Raw genomic sequence first — 19984 nt, 5'->3', positions numbered from 1 at the left:
CGCTGCTAGAAGGTGGCGGGCGGCGGGGATGCGTGTGTTCACGCTGATCCCGGCCCTCTAGCGGTACCGCCGGCGTCGTCATCCTTCTTGCGCGAGGGCTCGGACTGCGCGCCTTCGTCGCCTGCGTAAGAAAGCTCCCATCGTGACTTCGTGCGGGTGCCGCGGTTGACGATGACGCCGTGGCGGCGCAGCTTGGTCAGGAGGTTCGTGATCTTGGTTACCTTCTGCTGCTCGGTGAGCGCTTCGCTGAGCGCTGGCCGGAGCAGGGCCTCTACGTCGCCACGGTCTGCGTGTCCCTGCGCGCGGAGGAAGTCAGTCAGCAGGGCGGCGTAGTGAGCGTCCGCCTGGGGCCGGGTGCGGATGTAGTCGGCCATCGCCCCGGTCGCCGCTGCGACGCGAGGAGTGATCCGGCGGTGGGGTCTACGGCCCTCGATCAAGCCGACTCTCCGCAGATGGCGGGCGGCCTTCTCGCTGATGTCGAGTCCCTTCTGCACCCGATCCAGCGCAAGCACGTCTTCGAGGGGAAGATCGGTTCGGACCATGAGCAGCTGGGAGTAGGACTCGTCGATCACCGCGCCCGGGATGGTGAGCTTCACCTCGCCAGCAGTGCTGAGGTCGTAGTCGGGCAGCGGCAGGAAGCGACGGACCTGGTCCTGCACCATCCGGTGGATTCCGTAGCCCATCTGGTCGATGAGGTTTAGCTCCGTCATCGCCTCCACGAGGAACGGGTTGCGATACTGCCGTGGGGTGCGCTCGTCCAGGGCGTAGTCATCGGGTGCGCCGTCGAAGAACTCGCCCACGCTTTCGAACACGATGCGGTCGGCATGCTCGGTGACGATGATCCGAGAGTTTCGCGTGTAGTCCTGGTGCGCGATGCAGTTGTAGAGCGCTTCGAGCAGGCTGCGTTCGTCGTACTTGCTGATCTCTCGATAGATCAACTCATCTGGCGGCAGAAGCCGGAGCTGCACGTTGCGGATGCGCTTCGCGAGCGCCGTGGTGTTCAGCAGGAACGGCAGTCTGAAGTGCTCGTTCGCCCGCTGCTCGCCAACGAGCTTCCAGGTCATCTGCGCCGGGTGCGGGGTCAGCAGATGCGTCGAGGTGTCGGCACCGAGCAGAAGGAGCGCGGCTCGCGTGATTTGACCGTCGCGAGTCAACCGGGCCTTGGCCAGGAAGGTCGCGTCATCCCATGCGTCGATGTCAGCGGCAGGGATACGAGAGGCGTACCGCTCGGCGAACCCCTGTCGTGCGCGTGCGATGGCCGCCAGATCGAGGTGAGCGAGCGTGGCGTCAGGAACCACGACCGCCGACCAGTCGGCACTGATGGTCTGTCGCCGAATCTCATCCAACTTGTCCAGGGAGAGCGGCACCAGGCTCTCACCGGCACGAGCTCGGTAGTCACCCTTCCACGAGATCGGGATGCCGCGGGGCGCAGCCGGTACTTCCAGGAGCACCACGCGCTTATCCGAGCGCATGACCTCGTAGACCTCGCGGACAGTCAGCCCTTGGTCGATCGACTGATGGATGTGGTGCTTCAAGGTCTGACGCTGCTGCACATCGATGAGATGCGTCGTGCCGACAACCTGCCGAGCGTTCGAGACCCCGAAGACGAGCCACCCCGAGGCGAGTCCGCGCAGGTTCGCTTCGTTGCTCAGCGCCGAGACGTACTCACCGGTCTTGTCCGCAGAGAACTGGCGTGCAGCCTCCTTGAACTCGACAACCTCGTTCTCCCAACCGGCCAACAGCCGGTCGAGGAGCTCGGTGAGTTCGTCGTTCGTCAAGGTCATGTCGTTCCTCAGATCGTCCTTACCTCGGTCGCGGGCGACACCTCGCGGAACACCTGCTCGGCGTTGATACGCGCAGCGTCGGACTCGAAGGCATCGTCGCGGAAGACCGCGCGGAGCGGCCCACACTCGGCGATCACTCGCACGACCTCGGGAGTCACAGACTCCGCGAAGCAGGCGATCAGCGCGTCGTCATCGACGGAGAACACTTCCCGACCATCCACCGACTCCTGAACAATCGGAAGCGACAACTCGAGTCCCCAATCGAGGAGCACCTGGAACAGAAGGTCTTCTCCCGACCGGCCAGGCTTGATGCTCAGTTCCAGCGCGCCGAGCCCCAGCTGTTCTGTGTCGTCTGCGGCCCTCAGAACATCGGCCTTGTTGCCGCTGTCGACGTGCAGTGAGCGGAAGCCAACGTCGAGACTGGCGCCCAAGAGTCCGGCCGCCCCCTTTGCTTGTGCGCCGGCCCGACGCAATCGCTCACGGGCGAGGCTGGCGATGGAGTTGTAGTCCCGGTGATCGACCGCCTCGTCGAGCTGGACAAGGATGTACCGACGGTGCCCGCCGTCTGCCGCATTGAGGTCCATGACAGCGTGGCCAGTTGAACCAGAGCCTGCGAAGAAGTCGAGGATGAGAGCGTCCTTCGCCGCACCGGTGACGAGGCGAAGCCAACGTGCGAGTACGCGCCGGTCCTTGGGGTTCTCGAAGACGATCTCGCCCATGAGGTTGCGCATGTCGGTGCTCGCGGCCTTGCGGTCCTGCTCGAACACCGAGATCGCGACCTGGTCACTCGTCTCGTCAAGGAAGGAGATCCCGCGAGGGATGGCGGTTTCGTCCGCGCCGAACCAGATCTGACCCGCCGCGATCCGACGATCCATCTCGTCCTTCTGGAAAAGCCAGCCGCGTTTTGGGAGCGCCACCGGCTTACTTGTCGTCGGATGAAGAACCTCGTATGTGGGTCCGCCTCCACCGGGCCACGTGATATTTCCGTAGGTGTTCATCGGTCGACCGGTCCCGGGCTGAAGTTGGTCGTACCGCGCCACTGAATCGGTGATCTCGCCCGCGGCCTTCTTGTTCTTCAACCAGGCCTTCCACTGAATGGAGGCGTCGTCATCGCTCTGACGGGCCGACCAGATAGAGGCGGCTTTCGCCAACGCTGTGTCCAGGCCGACCTTGGGCTCGCGCCACCGCACACCCCGGTCACTGAGCTGCATCTCGTTCTTCGCGTATATCAGCATGTAGTCCGCGCCGTTGGAGACGTAGCGGGAGTCGTTCTTGCGACCGCCCTGCCAAACGACGTCCGAAATGAAATTCTCGGCTCCGAAGACCTGATCGATAAGCAGACGCAAATTCGCGTGCTCGTCGTCGCCAATCGCGGCGATGAGCACTCCGTCGTCAGCCAGTAAGCTACGCGCCAACTTCAGGCGGGAGTAGACCATGCTCAGCCAGTCGGAGTGGAATCGTCCGTTGGCTTCGGTGTTGGCAACCAGGCGGTCGCCCGTCTCCGATCTCTGGCCCGAGCGGGCGAGGTACTCGGCGCTCGACTCGGCGAAGTCATCGTCGTAGACGAAGTCGTTGCCGGTGTTGTAGGGCGGGTCGATGTAGATCAGCTTGACCTTGCCGAGATACGACTCTTGAAGGAGCTTGAGAGCCTCCAGGTTGTCGCCTTCGATGAAGAGGTTCTTCGTGGTATCGAAGTCGACCGACTCCTCCCGCACGGGGCGAAGGGTCTTCGCGATCGGTGCGTTCGCCGCGAATGCGGCGGCGCGCTTGCCGGGCCAATCGAGCCGGTACCGTTCCTGTGGCCCTTCAACGACGTAGTCGGAGAGTTCCTGGCGGAGGAGGTCAAAGTCAACGGCGAGGGTCACGTTACCCTCCGTGTCTCGCGACTCGGTGATGACCTGCGGGAACAGGTCGGCAATCCGCTCGATGTTGCGCGCGGTGAGGTCGGGTGTGTGCAGGGTGCGCTTCTCCATCACGCACCGCCGACCAACGAGCGACGGTCATATGGTTTTGACCTCAGTGTGTGGCGAGCGTTCACTGAACACCTGCCCGACGTTGATGCGCTCCGCGTCGTCCGCGAAGTCTTCGTCGAGGAAGACGACACGTAGCGGCTGACGCTCCGCGATGGCTGCGGCAGCCCGAGAGAGAGAGAGAGAGAGAGAGAGAGAGAGGAATCGCGCGCCTCACGCGGACGTGTGCACAGGATCAACGCACCCTCCTCAACGTCGTACACCTCGAAGCCATCGATAGTCTCCTTCTTGATCGGCATCGTGAGTTCCAGGCCCGACGCCAAAAGCACCTGGAACAAGAGGTCTTCTCCTGACCGATCAGGCCTGACTCTGGACGAGAGTGCTTCGAGCGTCAGTTGATCGCTGGACTCCGCCGAGCGGAGGACATCATTCATGTTGGTTGCATCAACCTTGAGGACGCGGAATCCCGCGTCCAGGCTGCCGCTCGCGGTTCCCTTCTCGGACAGTCGGGCGCCCGCCCTGCGAATCCGTTCCTTGGCTATCTCCGCGATGGTTGTGAGGTCTGACTTCGCTGCCTCCGTGTGCGGTTCGCACGGCTCAGGGAGCTGTACAAGGATGAACTTGCGGTTGCCGCCATCCTCCGCGTTTTGCTGGATAACAGCGTCAGCAGTGCTTCCTGATCCGGCGAAGAAGTCCAAAACAATCGCGTCCCTGTCTGCGATCAAGGAGAGCACGCGTCGAACGAGTTTCGTCGGCTTCGGAGTGTCAAAGATGGTGGCGCCGAAGAGTTCCTTTATCTCGGCGTTGGCCTGCCGAGTGGTACCTGCGACATCGCCCAGCCATACGGTTTCGGGTGTTCGGCCCTCCTGGTCCGCCAGGTATATCTTGCGGACAAGTCGCGTTCCGGAATCCTTGAAGACGATCTCTCCGGACTCAATCTTCTGCTGAACAGATGCCTCACTCCACCGCCAGCCATTGTCGGGTGGTTCGATCACTGCTCCTGACGGCGAGACGACTGGATAGCGAAGGGACGGGCGGGGGCTCGGGCTGCGCACATCCCCGGCCCGCCAGGGTCCGCGTGGGTCATCGTCTGGATTCGAGTACGCACGATTGTCCGAGCTCGTGCGAGGCAGACGGAAGCCGGGAAGCTCGTTGCTGCGACGGAACAGCACTAGGTAGTTGTGGTGGCGTGAGAAGTAGGTTTCGTCGTTCTTGCTCTGCTCCGTGTGCTTCCAGATGATTCTGGCGACGAAGTTGCTCTCCCCGAAGACCTCTCGCCCCACAGTGTCGAGCGCGCTTCCCTCATTGTCGTCGATGGCGACGCAGATGAGACCGTCGGGGGTCAGGAGATTGCGCGCCAGTCGGAGACGCGGGTACATCATGTCCAGCCAGTCGGAATGAAAGCGTCCGCTTGACTCGAGGTTGGTCATCAGCCGAACACCGGCGGCATCAGCCTGTCCGGAACGTTCCAGGTACTCGTCGTTGCTGGCCGCAAAGTCGTCTGGATACGTGAACCGATCAGACCCCGTGTTGTATGGAGGATCGATGAAGATCAGCTTCACTTTCCCGAGGTACGACTCCTGGAGCAGCTTGAGTGCATCCAGGTTGTCACCTTCGATGAAGAGGTTCTTCGTGTTGTCGAAGTCCACCGACTCCTCACGAACGGGACGCAGGGTCTTCGCGATCGGCGCGTTCGCAGCGAAAGCAGCGGCACGCTTACCTGGCCAATCGAGCCGGTACCGCTCCTGCGGCCCCTCCACGATGTGGTCGCTGAGTTCCTGGCGCAGCAGGTCGAAGTCGACCGCTCGCACGGGGTTGCCGTCGGCGTCGGAGCTCTCGGTGACGACGTTGGGGAACAGATCAGCGATCTTGTCGATGTTGGCCCGCGTGAGGTCGGGCGATATCATGCGTAGTCTCTCCACGGGTTACCTCTGCTGTTCCAGTTCGTGTTGCTTCGTCTTGAGTGTGCGGCGGAGCTCGACCTTACGGTTGAGCTGTGGCTCGGTACGGAGCTTGCGCTCCAAAGACGCGACCTCGCGTTCGAGCTTGCGTACCGTGGCCAGTCTGTCGGCGACGTCTGACATCTCCTCGCCCGGGCGCGCTGTGATCGGGGTCAGCGGTTGCAGGAGCGCAGCGTAGAGCGCCGGCAAGGTGATCGCCGTCGGCAGGGCTTGCCGCAGGGTGTCCTCTGGCTGCCAACCGGTCGAGTAGTAAGGGCTGAGCTTCGGCGTTCCGGCCCCGAGCTGCTTGTGCGCCGCAGCAGTCCGCACCTCGGGCTGTTCGCGGTGACGCGCGATCTCGAAGATGATCGGGAACGGGATGGCCTTGTCGATGGCGCCCAGGACACCCTCGCTGACGTCGTCGCTCTTGGCATCGATCGTGAAGACCTGTATCTCCGGCACCGCCGGTGCGCCGGGCAGGTTGATCGTGGCCTCGGCGAGCTTGTAATCCCAGGTGATGCGTTGGACTTCGGCGATGAACTTCTCACGGATTGCGGTACTGACGGTGCCGTGCTCGTAGAACTTCTCCTTGGGCACTCGTCTGCCGAACTTCGCTGCCTCCGGCCAGCGGTAGAGGATGTCAGTCATCGGCACCGCCCTCGGTGGGGTCGACGACGGCGATGAACGCGGTCAGCTCGAAATCGTCGAGGCCGGCGATGGTCTGGGTCAGGGCGGTGGTGCTGCCGCCGGTGAAGAGGCTGTCGATGTCGCGCTCCTCGGTGACATCGATCATGGAGTGGATCGCGTCGGTGAGCAGCGCTGAGTACTTGCCCATCTGTACGCCCTCATTGGTTGCGGTGTTGAATGCGTGGACGACGTCGGTGACGGGTTCCTCGTATGGGCGGCATCCGGCGCGGAGGAGGTCAAGGAGGTGCTTCGCTTCGGTGTGGTTCGCGATGACTTCACCCTGGTCGTCGAGGTAGATGAGGTAATGCGGGTGGAGCCGGTTGCCGCGGTTGCCGGAACCCTCTGAGAACGGGGTCTCGTCGGGGGTGAGGTTCCGGAGGGCGAAGATGACGCCGGGTCGCAGCCCCTTGCTAGGGTCTGCGGGGATCACGGCGTGGAGGCCGCGGGGTGCGGTGTCGAGGTCGCCGTGTTCCTTGATGTAGCCGAGTAGGTCCATGCGGAAGTCGTTGAGCCCGAGGTCTGTGATCGAGACGCCGGTTCTGACGTCTTCGAGTTCGATGACCTCATCTTGGAGTTTGCGGAGTTGTTCCTTGCGGAATGCGGCGTCGGAGTCTTCGAGGGTGAGGACGTTGTCGTCGGCGGTGCTGGCGAGGTCTGCGATGACCATGCGGTTCTCGACGCGTTCCTTGAGGTTGATGTACTCGTCGAGGGAGATGTCGGGCCAGAAGTTCACGAGCTGAATCTGACTGTTGGTGGAGCCGATGCGGTCGATGCGCCCGAAGCGCTGGATGATGCGCACGGGGTTCCAGTGGATGTCGTAGTTGATCAGGGAGTCGCAGTCCTGGAGGTTCTGGCCCTCGCTGATCTCGTCCGTGCCGCTGAGCACGTCCAGCTCGCGGGTCTCGCGCGGCATCGTGAGGTGGCGCTGCTTGGAGCGCGGCGAGAACAACGACATCACCTGCTGGAAGTCGAAGCCCGTGCCGAGTGTGGTCTTCGCCCCGTGGCTGCCGCCGGTGATGACGGCCGTGTCGAGTCCGGCCGTCGCGAGGGTGGGGGCGAGTTCGCGGTACAGGTAGTTGGCAGTGTCCGCGAAGGCGGAAAACACGAGCGCCTTACGGTTGCCGTCGTTGATAGGGTGCTGTGCCTTGTCCTCGATGAGCTGCTTGAGCTTGCGGAGCTTGAGGTCGTGGTCCGGGGTGACCCTGCGCATCTCGTCGAGGAGTTCCCGCAGCGTCTCGCGATCGTTCCACAAGTCGCGCTGCCAGGACTCGATGTCGAGGTCGCCGAGGCCGATCTTGATCTTCTCACCGAAAGACAGCGCCTCGATGTTCGCGTCATCTTCGTCATCGACGTCGAAATCGAGCCCGGCGAGTTCCGGGATCAGGTCGGCGAGGTTCCCGGCGTGATTGCTGATCCGACCGAGCGTGTGGGTGACGGAGTCTTCGATCTTCGTCAGAGTGAGGCGGAACGCCTCGACTGAGCTCTCCAGCCGTTTGAGCAGGTTGACGGTCATGAGCTTCTTCAAGCCTTGCTCACGGCCGGCCTGCCCGAGGTTGGATTGGGCGCTCCCTGCGGTCACGTTGTAGAGGTCTTCGTACTTGGCGCGACGACTCGGGAACACATACGTCAGTGGGGTGTAGACGGCCAGGGTCAGTGCTTGGAGTTGCTCGAAGATGTCGTTGAAGCCGGGCACGTCGGGTAGGTCGGTGAGTGGCTCGCGGATGGAGAGCGGTGGGCGTCGCTCTGGGAAGGCGCCGATCTCGGTGGTGTCGTAGAACGCTTGGATGTGCTTGCGGGAGCGGGCAATGGTGACGGAATCGAGCAGCTCGAAGAAGTCGAAGTCGAGCATTTGGAGGATGCGGTCGGTGGTGCGGTGCTCGGGGTCGAGCTTGGACCACTCGTTGAACACGCGCTGGGCGTCGGAGAACACCTTCTCGACCGTGGTGGACAGGCTCAGATGTTGGGCGAGGTTCTCGGATTCACCCTCATAAGCGAGCTGGAGCTGGTTCTTGAGGTCGTTGAACCGGTTGTTCACCGGGGTGGCCGAGAGCATCAGCACCTTGGTCTTCACACCCTCGCGGATGACCTGACGCATGAGGCGCTGGTAGCGGGACTCCTTCTCCTCGGCGTAGTCAGCGTTTCGGAAGTTGTGGGACTCGTCGATCACGACGAGGTCGTAGTTGCCCCAGTTGATCCGATCCAGCCGTAGGCCGAGCGACTCGCCCTTGGTGCGCGACAGGTCGGTGTGGGCGAGCACGTCGTAGTTGAAGCGGTCAGAGGCGAAGATGTTGGTCGTGAGGTTGGCGTTGTAGTTCGTCCAGTTCTCGGCGAGCTTCTTCGGGCAGAGCACGAGCACGGACTTATTGCGCAGCTCGTAGTACTTGATGACGGCGAGCGCGGCGAATGTCTTTCCGAGGCCAACGGAGTCGGCGAGGATGCAGCCGTTGTAGGTCTCCAGCTTGTTGATGATGCCCGTCGCTGCGTCGCGTTGGAAGTTGTAGAGGCTCTGCCAGACCTTCGTCTCCTGGTATCCGGTGCGGTCGTTCGGCAGCACGTCCTCGTTGATGTCGTCGAGGAACTCGGAGAATAGGTTGTAGAGGATCAGGAAGTAAATGCGTGCCGGGGAGTTCTCCGCGTAGACGCTGGCGATGTGGTCGTAGACGGCCTGGGTGACGTCGCTGACCTGCCCGGGGTTGTTCCAAATCTGGTCGAACAGCTGCATGTACTGCTCGGTCATCGGGGCTTCGTCGAGTCGGTTCACGAAGCTCGACACCGCATTGCCGCGCTCGTAGCCGAGATCGGCGGTGGTGAACCCCTGGAGCTGGGTGTAGGCGGCCTTGTCGTCGACCACCGCGAACTGCTGCATCGGGTTGCCCGTGGCATTCGAGCGGAAGGTGACCTTGCGGCGGACCCAGTCCGCGCACTCCCGTGCGATCGCGCGCTGGGTGAGCTTGTTGCGCAGCCTGATCTCGAAGTCGGAACCGGCAAGGCTTGACTCCGCCTGACTACCGGGGATGAAGAATTCGCGGCGCTCCTTGCGGAGCTTGTCCGTTACCTTCTCGGTCACGAACGACGGCGACGTGAAGATGAACTCCAACTCGCTGACCTTCTCCAGCTCCTTGCGGAGCGCTTCGAACGCGAAGATCGAGAACGTCGATGCTGCGATGCGCACCTTCGAGCCCGGCGCAATCTCGGCCTTGAGGTCGTCACCCAGCAGGTCGCTGACGTTGTTGATGATCCGCACGTGACTACCCGGCGTCCCCGTCGTGAGCCGAGACCGAGGCTCCACCCCGGCGCACCCATTCGTCGATCTCGCTGGCTTGGAACTTCCAGAGGCGTCCGACCTTGTGGGCGGGCATGGCCTTCTCGGCGATCCAGGTGTAGACGGTGTCTTTGGTGACCCCGAGGTGGGCGGCGATGTCGTCAGCAGACAGCCAAGGCTCAGGCACTCAAGTCCTCCAGGGCGGGTTGACCAGGTATGAACGGGTTGATCCGATCCTACTCGGGGAAGCTCCGGTCTACACTGAAGAACTCGGCTGAGTGTGGCGTGGAGACGGGTGGCTGTCGGTGTTCTTCCGTAGCCTTGCCTCATGGAAGACCTCGTGCTCACCGCCAGCGACGACCACGTCGCACGTCTCGCTCACGAGGGCGACCCCGTACGCGCGATCATCGAGCTGATCTGGAACGCGGTCGACGCCGAGGCGACGACCGTCGTCGTCACGATGGAGCGCAGCTCGATGGATGCCATCGATCAGGTGCGCGTCGAAGACGACGGCCACGGCATCAGCTCCGACGAGGTTGCTGCGACGTTCGGCCGCATCGGGGGCTCCTGGAAGTCGTTGAGCGAGAAGTCCAAGAACGGCAAGAGGTACCTTCACGGCAAGCTCGGCGAGGGACGACTGCGCGCCTTCGCACTCGGCTCTCGCGTGAGCTGGGTCAGTATCAGCGACAACACGATCGGCCAGCGCGAACAGATCACGATCACCGGCAGCCGGAGCAACCGCGACCGGTTCCGCTGGGAAGCCACACCCTCGACCGCAGCCTCAACAGGCACAGTCGTCACGGCTCATAACGACGAGCAGCGGTCGCTGAGCGCACTCGAAGCAGACGACGTGCTCCCGATCCTGCGATCGCACTTCGCCCCGCTTCTCCTCAACGACCAGTCGCTGGCGATCACCTACGACGGTTCGGCGCTCGACCCATCGCAAGAAGTGGTCAATGACACGAAAACGCCGCTCCCCTTCGGGGAACGCGGAGAGAACGAAGCCATCCTGCGGATCATCGAATGGCGCACAGGCAAACATCGAGCCGTTTCCTTTGGCCCCGATGCAGACCACTTCCCATACGAGACATCGGGGACACCCTTCGAGAACCAGTTCACCTACTCCGCCTACGTGACATGGGACAAGCTCGGCATCGATGAACTCGCCTCGCTCGGACTCGGCGACATGGCACCCGACCCTGTCGGGGAACTGTGGACGGCGACGCGGGAGGCAATCCGCGATCACTTCAACGCACGCCGGCGCGAACGACGTCGCGAGCAGGTCGAGCACTGGAAGGAAACGGGGGTCTACCCGTACAAGAGCGAGCCGGCGAACGAGACGGAGCGCGCAGAGCGGGCCGTGTTCGATGTGGTTTCCGGCACACTCGTTCCCCACATCTCGAAGACCAAGAAGCAAGCACAGTTGACGCTCGAGCTCCTTCGCGACGCGATTCGTCACGACCCGGGGAAACTGACAACGATCCTGCACGAGGTCGTCGCTCTCAACGAAGCCGACCGCGACACTCTCACGAAGCTGCTCAGCGAGACCACATTGTCGGCAATCATCCGTTCTGCCAACGTCGTCGCGAGCCGACACAAGTTCCTGGTCGCACTGGAGCATCTACTCTTCGATCCAGACGACTCAGGGAAGGTGGGCGAACGTGACCATCTCCACAAGGTGCTCGAACACGAGCTGTGGGTCTTCGGCGAGTCGTACCACCTCATGAGCACCGAGCGAAGCTTGACAGAACTCCTGCGCAGTCACCTCAAGCTCGACGGCCTGCCGACGAAGGATGTCGACACGGTTCGTCGCTGGGACGGCAAGACAGGCCGAACCGACCTCCACCTTGCCGCCAAGAACAAGGAGCACGATCGGATCAGGCACCTCGTGGTGGAGCTGAAAGCACCGGACATCACCGCGTCGCGCAAGGAACTCGACCAGGTCGAGGACTACGCGAATGCGATTCTGTCCACCGCGGCCTTCACTGGCGACCGAACGAGCTGGGACCTCATTCTGGTCGTCACCGACTACGATGACCTCGTACGTCGACGCATCAAGGGCGATGACTTCGAGCTCGGCCTGTTCTTCGAGCCCCAGAAGGAGCAAGGCCGACCTCTTGTGCGCGCCTACGTTCGTCGGTGGCGGGACGTGATCGACGAGAACAAGCGTCGGCTGGAGTTCATGACGAACGCCCTCGAACACGACCCGTCGATCACAGAGGGTCTCCAATACGTGCGGTCGGAGTACGAGGACTTGCTGCCCGAGGAACTGCGCGCGGCTACGGCAACTGCGAACTGATCGTGCACGAGAGGGACCTGTTGCAGGCTCGATCCGATCTCCTGACCCACCGACTTCCGGATCTTGGCATTGGGATCATCGACTCAGGGATGGCCCGTCGTAGATCGGGCCGCTGTCGTGTATGCGCGATCGAGAAGCGGGCTGTCGTTGACGCTCATTCCGGGCACGGTCGGCGGCTTCGCGTGCGACTTGCTCGGCTGCACGGGTCTGCTCGATCCGGTGTACTGCCTCGGCGGGAGTGAGGGCCCGTAGCGCCTCGACTTCGGCACGTGCCCGATGCGCGGTGCGGGTCGCGTTCTCAGCATTCGCGTGGGGGCGGGTGGCGACGTAAGCGGCCCGGTTGCTCATCACTGCCTCGCTGCCGAAGACGCGAGCGTAGATTCGTAGGCGCGGCAGGTCGTTGGGCTGCAGCGTGCTGCGCACGGCGTTCGCTGCGGCTTCCTGCTGCTCGGTTGCTTCGATGACGCGCGGGTCGGTGTCGACCCGGGGCCGGGTGACTCGCTCGACCCACGCAGTCTCGTTCTCGTTCCACCTGGGCGGCTCGCCCCACGCGCTCGTCAGTCGCTGGGCGGCGTCGTTGGCGTAGGCCTGGGTGGTGTGGTGCTCGGTGGTGGCGCGGCGCTTGCCGAACCTGCCGACCATGCGCAGACGCTCGCGGGCGGCTCGTTGCGCGGTGTCGGCGTTCTGCCATTCGGTCAGCGCGGCCGATGCCTGCTCGGTGAGCGGCGCGGCGACCTCGCCCCGCACCCGCTCCAACTGCCGGGCTGCGCTGTCTGCGGTCCGTGTTGCTTGGTCGCGTTCCTCGCGCTGCCGCGCATACAGCTCCGTCAGCGCTTCGGCGGCCTGCCGCCACAGGGCCGCCCGCTGTTCGGCGTGCTCGGCCTGCTGGGTGAGGGCTGCTATCTCGGTGGTGACGATCTGCACGGGGCCGTCGTCGACCAGCCCCCGCACCGCTTCTGCCGCTTGCTGAGTGGCGTCGGTGAGTCCTCGGTCGGCGCGGTCGCGCTTTACCGCGTCGATAAACTGCTGCCGGGCCTCGGCCGGATTCTCGGCGATGACATGCAGCACGTTCTCGTCGGTGCCACGGGTCATGCCGACGTAGACCGCTGCACCGCTCATCGCATTGGTGAGGATCGTGTGCGAAGCCGGGGCGGTGACGCCCTGCACGCCGTAGGCGGTGGAGGCGTAAGCCAGGTGGGTGTGCTCGGTGACATAGGCGGCGGGCAGCCGCACGGTGTGCTCGCGCTTCCGGTCGCTGCCTGCTTCGACTACCCACAGTGCCCCGTCGTCGGCGACATGTTGCACGACCCACAGTTGCCGGTTCGCCACCCCCAGGCCGGTGGCGTTCTTGCGGGTCTGGATCAGATCGCCACACCCGATCAGGAGGCCGTCGCTACCCGTCGCGGTCGCTTGATCATCCACGGCCCCGGCTTGCACCCGCTCGTCACGGATACGGGCGTTCAGACGGGTCGCCTCGTCGTTGGTGGCGACCGTCACCGCCTCCCCGTCGCTGCGATGCCGGGCGATGTGCTCGTGCAGGTGCTCGGCGTCGGCGTGCAGGCGGATCCGGCCGAGGGCCTGGAGTTGGTCGAAGATCGCGCCGGGGTCGTCGCGGTCACGCAACCGCACCGACAGCGAGGCGTAGGTGGGGTCGGTGAAGCGATGCACCTCGTTCATGTCGATGGTGCGGCCCCGAATCGTTGCGGCCATGTCCAGCACCCCGCCACGCCCGACGGCGGGGAGTTGCGCCCGGTCACCGACGAGCGCAAGGGTTGCGCCCGTCTCTGCGGCGACGGTGAACAGGGCGAGGGCGCTGTCCTGGTCGAGCATCCCCGCCTCGTCCACCACAATCCGCTCCCCAGCTTGGAGGCGTGCCGTCTCGAGCGGGCCGTTGTAGGTGCGACCCGTCTCGGGGTCGAGGTCGCCGAGCGCGAGGCGCGTCCATACGCCGTCGGTGTTCCACCGGTAGCCGTGGACATGGACGAGCGCGGCCACCGAATCAGCCGCGACGCCGAGGGTCTGCTGTGCGACGTCGGCAGCCTTCTTCGTCGGCGCGACGATCCGTGTCGGTCGGCCCTCCTGCTGTGCGACCTCGATTGCGACTCCGAGCATGGTCGTCTTTCCGCTGCCCGCCGCACCTTCCACAATCACCAACGGATCAACCGAGGCAACCGCTGCGGCAGCCTCGGTCTGGCCGGCGTCGAGGCCGGCGGCCTGCGCCAACTGGCGCACGTCCGGCAGGGCCGGCTCCCGCGTTGGTACCCGTGCCGCGATCAGGTCGCGCAGTTCCGTTTCGGCCTGCATGACGCGCACGCTCGTCAGATGCGCCACATGCTCGGGGCGTGGTGCGTCGGGCGGGAGGATCGTGAAGCAGTCCTCCAACGCCAACCGCGATGCAACCATGATGAAGTCGCGTATCTCGGCAGGGGTCGCTTGCACGCCGTGCTCGGTCATGATCTGGGTCGCGTGCTCGGCCACCGTGTGAGCCGTCCATGCGGAACTGGATGCGGCGCAACGGTCGAGCGTGCGAGATGCAACGTCCTGAACGCTCAGGTCATCCAATCGCACCGATGCACGCGGCGCAGGTCGTTGCAGCGCCTGGGGGTCGTATCCCGCCTCGCGCAGCTCGTTCACCCAGCCGGTTTCCTCGGCCAGGGTGGTGGGCTTCTTCGCGGGCCGTTCATGCGCCCAGGCCTCGGCTCGGAGGCGGGTGGCGACGACCGGCCCCATGCTCTCGCCGGGGTGCGCAGCATCCCAGTCGGCTTCGAGGCGTTCGAGGTTCTTACCCACCTGCGCGCCACGTTTGCTCATCACGGCGTTGAATGTCTGCAACTCGACCACTTCGCCCGTGGCGGGGTCGAGAGTCAGACCGTGCCGGTCGAGCACGGCGGCAAGCTCGGGGCTGGCGGCGATCACGGCCGTACCGAGGGCGCGGATCGCGCCCTGCTGCTTGAACAGCACGGCGGTGAACAAGCCACGCCACTTCCCGGCCGAGAACACGCGGGTACCGATCTGCATGTGAATATGACGGTGAGGATCACCCGCCCGCGACGTGCGGTGGGTGATGCCGACGACATGCATCTGCTCGATAGGCACGACCTCCTGCGCACCCAACGGGCCAACGCGAGTCACGGAGTGGAGGGCGAGCCACCGGCGAATCTCCGCCAGGGCGTCCTGCTGGGCCGCATCCAAGGCGTCGGAGACCTCCGGGTGCAGCGCCGCCGCGATCGACAGTGACTTGGGCGTGTTGATGACCATCTCCATGAACCGGGGCGAACCCCGCCGATCCGACCCCGCCCGACGCGGTTTCCCCATCTGCTCGCTTGTGAGCGGGTTCTCCCAATCCACCCACCCCGCATACGCTTCGGGGTCAAGGGCCAGCTCGGCCGTCACCGCACCAGAGCTGTCGAGCGCCGCGAACTGCGCGACGGCGACTTCGGCACCCAGGTAGTAGTCGTCAGCGCGGGAGCGGTCGGCTTCGACATAGCGCAGCGCATCGGCCCCGGTTCCCCGGAACGGGATCACGCCGCCATGCACCTCGACCACCATCCTTCCGTTGCCTCACTGGGCATCTAGCGTATCAGCAACTACGGCACTTAGGATACGTTCATTCGCTGAGACAGAGGCAAGAACCGGGAAGATGCTGCGAGCGGTTGGGAGTGCAGGGACGCGGCGAGCGGGTGTGCTCGGAAGGGTGCGGCGCGGATGCTTGGCGTCAGGAGAGTGAGGACGCGACGGTGGCGATCCAGAAGCGTTGGCGGCGGGTCTCGACGGCGCGGGGATGGTAGTTGGTTCGCACCCACTCCACGGCGGCGTCGGCCGGAACGCCGCTCATCACAGCAAGCACCGCGAGAGCGGTTCCGGTTCTGCCGATCCCGCCCCCGCAGGCGATCTCGACCCGCTCGGACGCGGCCCGCGTGTGCGCTTCCCTGAGCGCGTCTACGGCATCCTCGGTGGAGGCGGGCAGGCGGAAGTCGGGCCACCCGACCCAGCGGTAGGGCCAGTCGGCCACGCGAGGGTCGCGGCCCAGGAGATAGACGGCGAACTCAGAGGCCGAGGCCCCGCCGCGAGGACGACGCAAGCCTCTGCCACGGATCAAGCGACCGTCTGGCAGGCGCACCACGCCTGCTTCGTCAACCGCCCAGCTCGTCATGCGGCCCCTATCCGGCGCGGCCGCGGCGTCCGGGTGGGAGGAGTCCTTTGCGGCGGGCGCGGGCGACCCAGCCCTGCGCGGTCGAGAGAGGCACGCGGCTGATCTCGGCCATGCGTGCGGTCGGGTTGGGTTCGCCGTCGTCGGTGAGTCGGGTGTGCTGGAGGGCGACGACTTCGTAGAAGTCGGGGGTGCGCTTCGGGTTCCCGAGCGGCTTCATTACGTCTGCAGACCGGAGGACGCGACCAGAGGGCAGGGTGATCTTTCCCCCGGTGAAGCGGCTGGCTCCGGTGACGGCGAACTGGCGGCGGTTGATCGCCGCCTCGATCCGCGAGGTCGGGAGGTTGCGCAGCATCGGGCTCGCCACCGGGTCACCCGCCCACTCGGGCAGATACACGATCCCGGTGATCCGCACCTCGCCCTTGGGTTCCTCGTCCAAGAGGTACTGGCGTTGCAGGCGCAGCAGCACGCGAGTGCTCGACTCGATGTGCTGGATCAGAAACCAGCGCCCGGAATCGTTGTTGTTGCGGCTGGAGTTCAGCTTGCGATCCAGCCCCGGCGCGGGATCGACCCACTGCTCGTAGCGCAGCGCCGCGTCAATCTCGGCGCTGTCGCGCTCGGGGTCGATGGGCGACGGGTCGGGCAGGCTCCAGCCCGTAGGCAAGTCCGCTGCTAGCAGCAGCGGGGCGCTCTCCAACTCCTCGACCATGGCACCAAGCCTAGCAGAATCTCATGCAATGGCCGCTACGCCATATCTGTGGTAACGTGGTACTGGCGTATCTGCCACAGCGTGAGATAGAGATGAGTGAATCGCCCGGACCCACCGATGCTGAGCGACCGCGACGCGCGGCGCAGGGCAGGGGTGCGCTCGGGGCAGGCTCTCGGGCCGATCCGGGGCGGCTGCGGCTGCGGGTTACCCGGCGGGCGGAGCCGGACGTGCGCAAACTGGTGGAGTGGGTGCTGAACATCACCCAAGCCCGCTACGACGCCCACCGTACCGGGGAGTCCGACCCCTACGACCTCCCCGCACCTGACGGGCTCGGCCCGGTGCCAGACGAACGAGGCAGAGTAGAACCCGAGGAACCGCACCAACGAAGGAGCACCGCATGACCATCACCGCTCCCACCGACGCCCGCGCCTCGTCGGGCCTCACCGACGACCCGATAGACGACAAGCCGGTGCTGCTGGCCGTGTCGTATCTGCGTGTCTCGACGCGCGAGCAAGCCGCGCGCGGCGGCACCGAGGAAGGGTTCTCGATCCCCGCACAACGCGAGGCCAACCAGCGCAAGGCCGACGAACTCGGAGCGCGGATCGTGCGGGAGTTCGTGGACGCCGGGGAGTCAGCGCGGTCGGCGGATCGTGACGGCCTGCAAGACATGCTCGCGTTCATCGCCGCAACAAGGGTGCAGTTCTGCATCGTCCACAAGCTCGACCGGCTCGCCCGCAACCGCGCCGACGACGTGAAGATTCACGAAGCCCTCCTCGCCGCCGGGGTCACCCTCGTCTCGGCCACTGAGTCCATCGACCAGACGCCTTCAGGGATGCTCGTCCACGGCATCATGTCCTCGATTGCGGAGTTCTACTCCCGCAACCTCGCCACCGAGGTCACCAAGGGTCTGACGCAGAAGGTCGCCCAAGGCGGCACGCCCATGCGCGCCCCCATCGGTTACCTGAACGTGCGCCGCACCGATGAGAACGGCCGCGAGGTCAGGACAGTGGAAGTCGATCCTGAGCGTGCACCGCTCCTCACCTGGGCGTTCGAGCAATACGCCAAGGGCGAAATCTCAGTGACCGGCCTGCTGCGCGACCTGACCGCGCGCGGCCTGGTCACGGTGCCGACTCCGAAGCGGCCGCCCAAGCCGCTCGGGAAGAACACGCTCTACAAGCTGCTCACCAACCCCTACTACGCGGGCGTGATCCGCTACAAGGGCGGCCTGCACCCCGGCGCACATGAGCCCATAGTGGAACCGGCGCTGTTCGACACGGTGCAGTCACTGCTGCGGGCGCGGACGGCGAAGATGACCCGGCACGTCCAGCACGCCCACCACCTGAAAGGGCTGCTGTACTGCGGCACCTGCGGGTCGAGGATGTTGCTCGACTTCGCCACCAACCCCAAAGGCGTCACCTACGCCTACTTCGTCTGCTCCGGCAGGGCATCCAAGCGCACCGCCTGCACCCGGCGGGCGGTGCCCGTCGCAGTCGCCGAACGCCTCGTCGCGGACTCCTACGCCTCCATCACGATCAGCGACCTGACCTACCGCGACCTCGCCGCCAAGGTCGATGCCGCGTTCGACAAGCGCATGGCGGGCCGCGACCAAGAGATCGCCGACCTCATGGCGAACCGGGCGAAGTTGGAGGGCGAGAGTGACAAGCTGCTGGCCGCGCACTTCGCCGATGCGATCGACCTGCCGACCCTGAAACGGCACCAAGACCGCATCCGGGCGGGCCTCGCGGACGTGAATCGAAAACTGGCCGAGCACGACGAACACCAGACCGGAGGGAGGGCGTTCCTGCACGACTCGCTGCGGCTGCTTACCGACGCGCACCACGCATACGCCCGATCCGGCGACGCCGACCGCAGGTTGGCGAACCAAGCCTTCTACACCCGGCTCGACGTCACCGACGACGAGCAACTACGCCCGCGACTGGCCGAGCCGTTCGCCACCATCTTCCGCGAAGCCCAGGAGCACAGCGATGACGAAGGAGAGGGGGCGGAACACGAACACGACTCATCAAGTCATGTCGCGTGTTCCCGTAAGACACTTTGGGTGGAGCCAGCGGGACTCGAACCCGCAACCCCCTGCTTGCAAAGCAGGTGCGCTACCAATTGCGCCATGGCCCCCGGTGGGCGCCCGGAGGCGCCGCGTCATGCCCGGCCCAGACGCCCGGGCCGAACTCGGCACCTGACGGTGCCGGCCGGGGTCAGCCCTTGCTCGGCTCCTCGCCGAAACTGTCGGTGACCTCCGCCCACAGGTCCCGCTCCTCGCGGTCCTGCTGGATCTTGAGCCAGGCGAGGTAGCCCGCCACAGCGGCCACCGTGATCAGAAAGACCTTCTTCATGGGTTCCTCCTGCTGCTCGTCGACCGTGCCGGGCCCTACGGCGCGGCACGGAGTGGGCCTAGCTGGACTCGAACCAGCGACCTCTTCCTTATCAGGGAAGCGCTCTAACCGTCTGAGCTATAGGCCCGCGCACCATCGAGCACCATGGTCCGAGGGGAGCGTGCGCTGCGCGCCGAGTAAGACTATCCCAGAGCCTGGGGTGCTCCAAAACCAGGACCGACCCACGTGAGGAGACTCACGCCCGCCCTCCGCGCGAGCTCTGACGCGCTCCCGCAGGAGCCCCCCGCGGCCGTCCTAGTCGTCCGTCAGCGTCACGTGCAGGCCCCCGACGAGGGCCGCGACGATGTTGTACAGGAACGCACTGATCGTCCCCAGCGCGGTGAGCAGCAGCACGTCCACCACGGCCACGATCGTCGCGAAGGACATCACGCGTTCGAACTTCAGGTAGTCCATGAGCTGGAGGAAGTTCTCCGACCCGACGGAGACGAGGAGATCCTCGATGTCGGCGAAGACGTGCATCGAGTCCAGGACGAACCACACCATAGCGACGGCCACGACGATCATGATGCCGAGCGCCACCGAGAGCAGGAACGAGACCTTCATCACCGACCACGGATCGATGCGGGAGACCGAGAGCCGCACCCGGCGCGGGCCGTCGCCGCGGTCCGGCCGTGCCGCGCTCCCGGCGGGCATGCTGCCCGGTGCTGCACCAACGGGCGAGGCCGCCGTCGGGGCACTCGTCCCCGCGGCGCTGCCCGGTGCCTCCCCGGCCTTGCGTGGGGCGGCGGCCGGGCTCGCCCCGGTCGCAGCGCTCCGGCCCCCGTTGCCCTGT

The 19984-nt window shown here is 65.1% G+C and carries 11 protein-coding genes, 2 tRNA genes and 2 pseudogenes; 2 read left to right on the top strand and 13 right to left on the bottom strand.

What is annotated here, in order from left to right; translation table 11 throughout:
* Nucleotides 1-38: 38 nt before the first annotated feature.
* The 6 genes and pseudogenes from ACYC1Z_RS01850 to ACYC1Z_RS01825 form a co-directional block, all read right to left on the bottom strand.
* Entirely contained in the window at nt 39-1784 is a 1746-nt protein-coding gene (locus tag ACYC1Z_RS01850; protein ID WP_461407856.1) for an RNA-binding domain-containing protein, read from the bottom strand.
* Nucleotides 1785-1792: 8 nt separating this feature from the next.
* Nucleotides 1793-3757, bottom strand: coding sequence for a site-specific DNA-methyltransferase (locus ACYC1Z_RS01845; protein WP_461407855.1), 1965 nt, complete (start codon nt 3755-3757; stop codon nt 1793-1795).
* A 27-nt stretch (nt 3758-3784) separates the two neighbouring features.
* Nucleotides 3785-5676: pseudogene (locus ACYC1Z_RS01840) on the bottom strand (site-specific DNA-methyltransferase).
* Nucleotides 5677-5679: 3 nt separating this feature from the next.
* Nucleotides 5680-6342 carry a DUF4391 domain-containing protein gene (locus ACYC1Z_RS01835; protein ID WP_461407854.1) on the bottom strand — a complete coding sequence of 221 codons (663 nt, stop codon included), beginning with the start codon at nt 6340-6342 and terminating at the stop codon, nt 5680-5682.
* Nucleotides 6335-9625, bottom strand: a complete 3291-nt coding sequence (locus tag ACYC1Z_RS01830; protein WP_461407853.1) for an SNF2-related protein — start codon at nt 9623-9625, stop codon at nt 6335-6337. Before ACYC1Z_RS01830 ends, ACYC1Z_RS01835 begins: the two co-directional genes overlap by 8 nt.
* 4 nt (nt 9626-9629) lie before the next feature.
* On the bottom strand, nt 9630-9830 hold the full coding sequence (locus ACYC1Z_RS01825; protein WP_461407852.1) for a helix-turn-helix domain-containing protein: 201 nt from the start codon (nt 9828-9830) through the stop codon (nt 9630-9632).
* Nucleotides 9831-9971: 141 nt separating this feature from the next.
* Between ACYC1Z_RS01825 and ACYC1Z_RS01820 the strand changes: the two genes are divergently transcribed.
* On the top strand, nt 9972-11942 hold the full coding sequence (locus ACYC1Z_RS01820) for an ATP-binding protein (protein ID WP_461407851.1): 1971 nt from the start codon (nt 9972-9974) through the stop codon (nt 11940-11942).
* A 75-nt stretch (nt 11943-12017) separates the two neighbouring features.
* On the opposite strand, the gene mobF is transcribed toward ACYC1Z_RS01820, so the two are convergent.
* The 3 genes from mobF to ACYC1Z_RS01805 form a co-directional block, all read right to left on the bottom strand.
* Nucleotides 12018-15491, bottom strand: coding sequence for a MobF family relaxase (mobF, locus tag ACYC1Z_RS01815; RefSeq protein WP_461407850.1), 3474 nt, complete (start codon nt 15489-15491; stop codon nt 12018-12020).
* Nucleotides 15492-15657: 166 nt separating this feature from the next.
* On the bottom strand, nt 15658-16095 hold the full coding sequence (locus ACYC1Z_RS01810) for a protein-tyrosine phosphatase family protein (RefSeq protein ID WP_461407849.1): 438 nt from the start codon (nt 16093-16095) through the stop codon (nt 15658-15660).
* Between the two features lie 7 nt (nt 16096-16102).
* Nucleotides 16103-16801 (bottom strand): hypothetical protein, encoded by a 699-nt coding sequence (locus ACYC1Z_RS01805; RefSeq protein ID WP_461407848.1) that lies wholly within the window; start codon nt 16799-16801, stop codon nt 16103-16105.
* Nucleotides 16802-17198: 397 nt separating this feature from the next.
* On the opposite strand from ACYC1Z_RS01805, the pseudogene ACYC1Z_RS01800 reads away from it, so the two are divergent.
* Nucleotides 17199-18254 (top strand): annotated as a pseudogene (locus tag ACYC1Z_RS01800) (recombinase family protein); the annotation flags it as partial.
* 607 nt (nt 18255-18861) lie between these two features.
* Here ACYC1Z_RS01800 and ACYC1Z_RS01795 read toward each other — a convergent pair.
* The 4 genes from ACYC1Z_RS01795 to ACYC1Z_RS01780 form a co-directional block, all read right to left on the bottom strand.
* A tRNA-Ala gene (locus ACYC1Z_RS01795) sits at nt 18862-18934 on the bottom strand.
* 80 nt (nt 18935-19014) lie between these two features.
* Complete coding sequence (locus tag ACYC1Z_RS01790; RefSeq protein WP_461407847.1) at nt 19015-19152, bottom strand: DLW-39 family protein; 138 nt, start codon at nt 19150-19152, stop codon at nt 19015-19017.
* A gap of 53 nt (nt 19153-19205) precedes the next feature.
* Nucleotides 19206-19279, bottom strand: a tRNA-Ile gene (locus ACYC1Z_RS01785).
* A 167-nt stretch (nt 19280-19446) separates the two neighbouring features.
* Nucleotides 19447-19984, bottom strand: a 538-nt coding sequence (locus ACYC1Z_RS01780) for a DUF3566 domain-containing protein (RefSeq protein WP_461407846.1), incomplete at its 5' end; no start/stop codon positions are given.

The sequence above is a fragment of the Georgenia sp. genome (assembly GCF_054605595.1).
The sequence above is the reverse complement of the archived record's forward strand: the minus strand, read 5'-3'. Positions and strand labels throughout refer to the sequence as shown.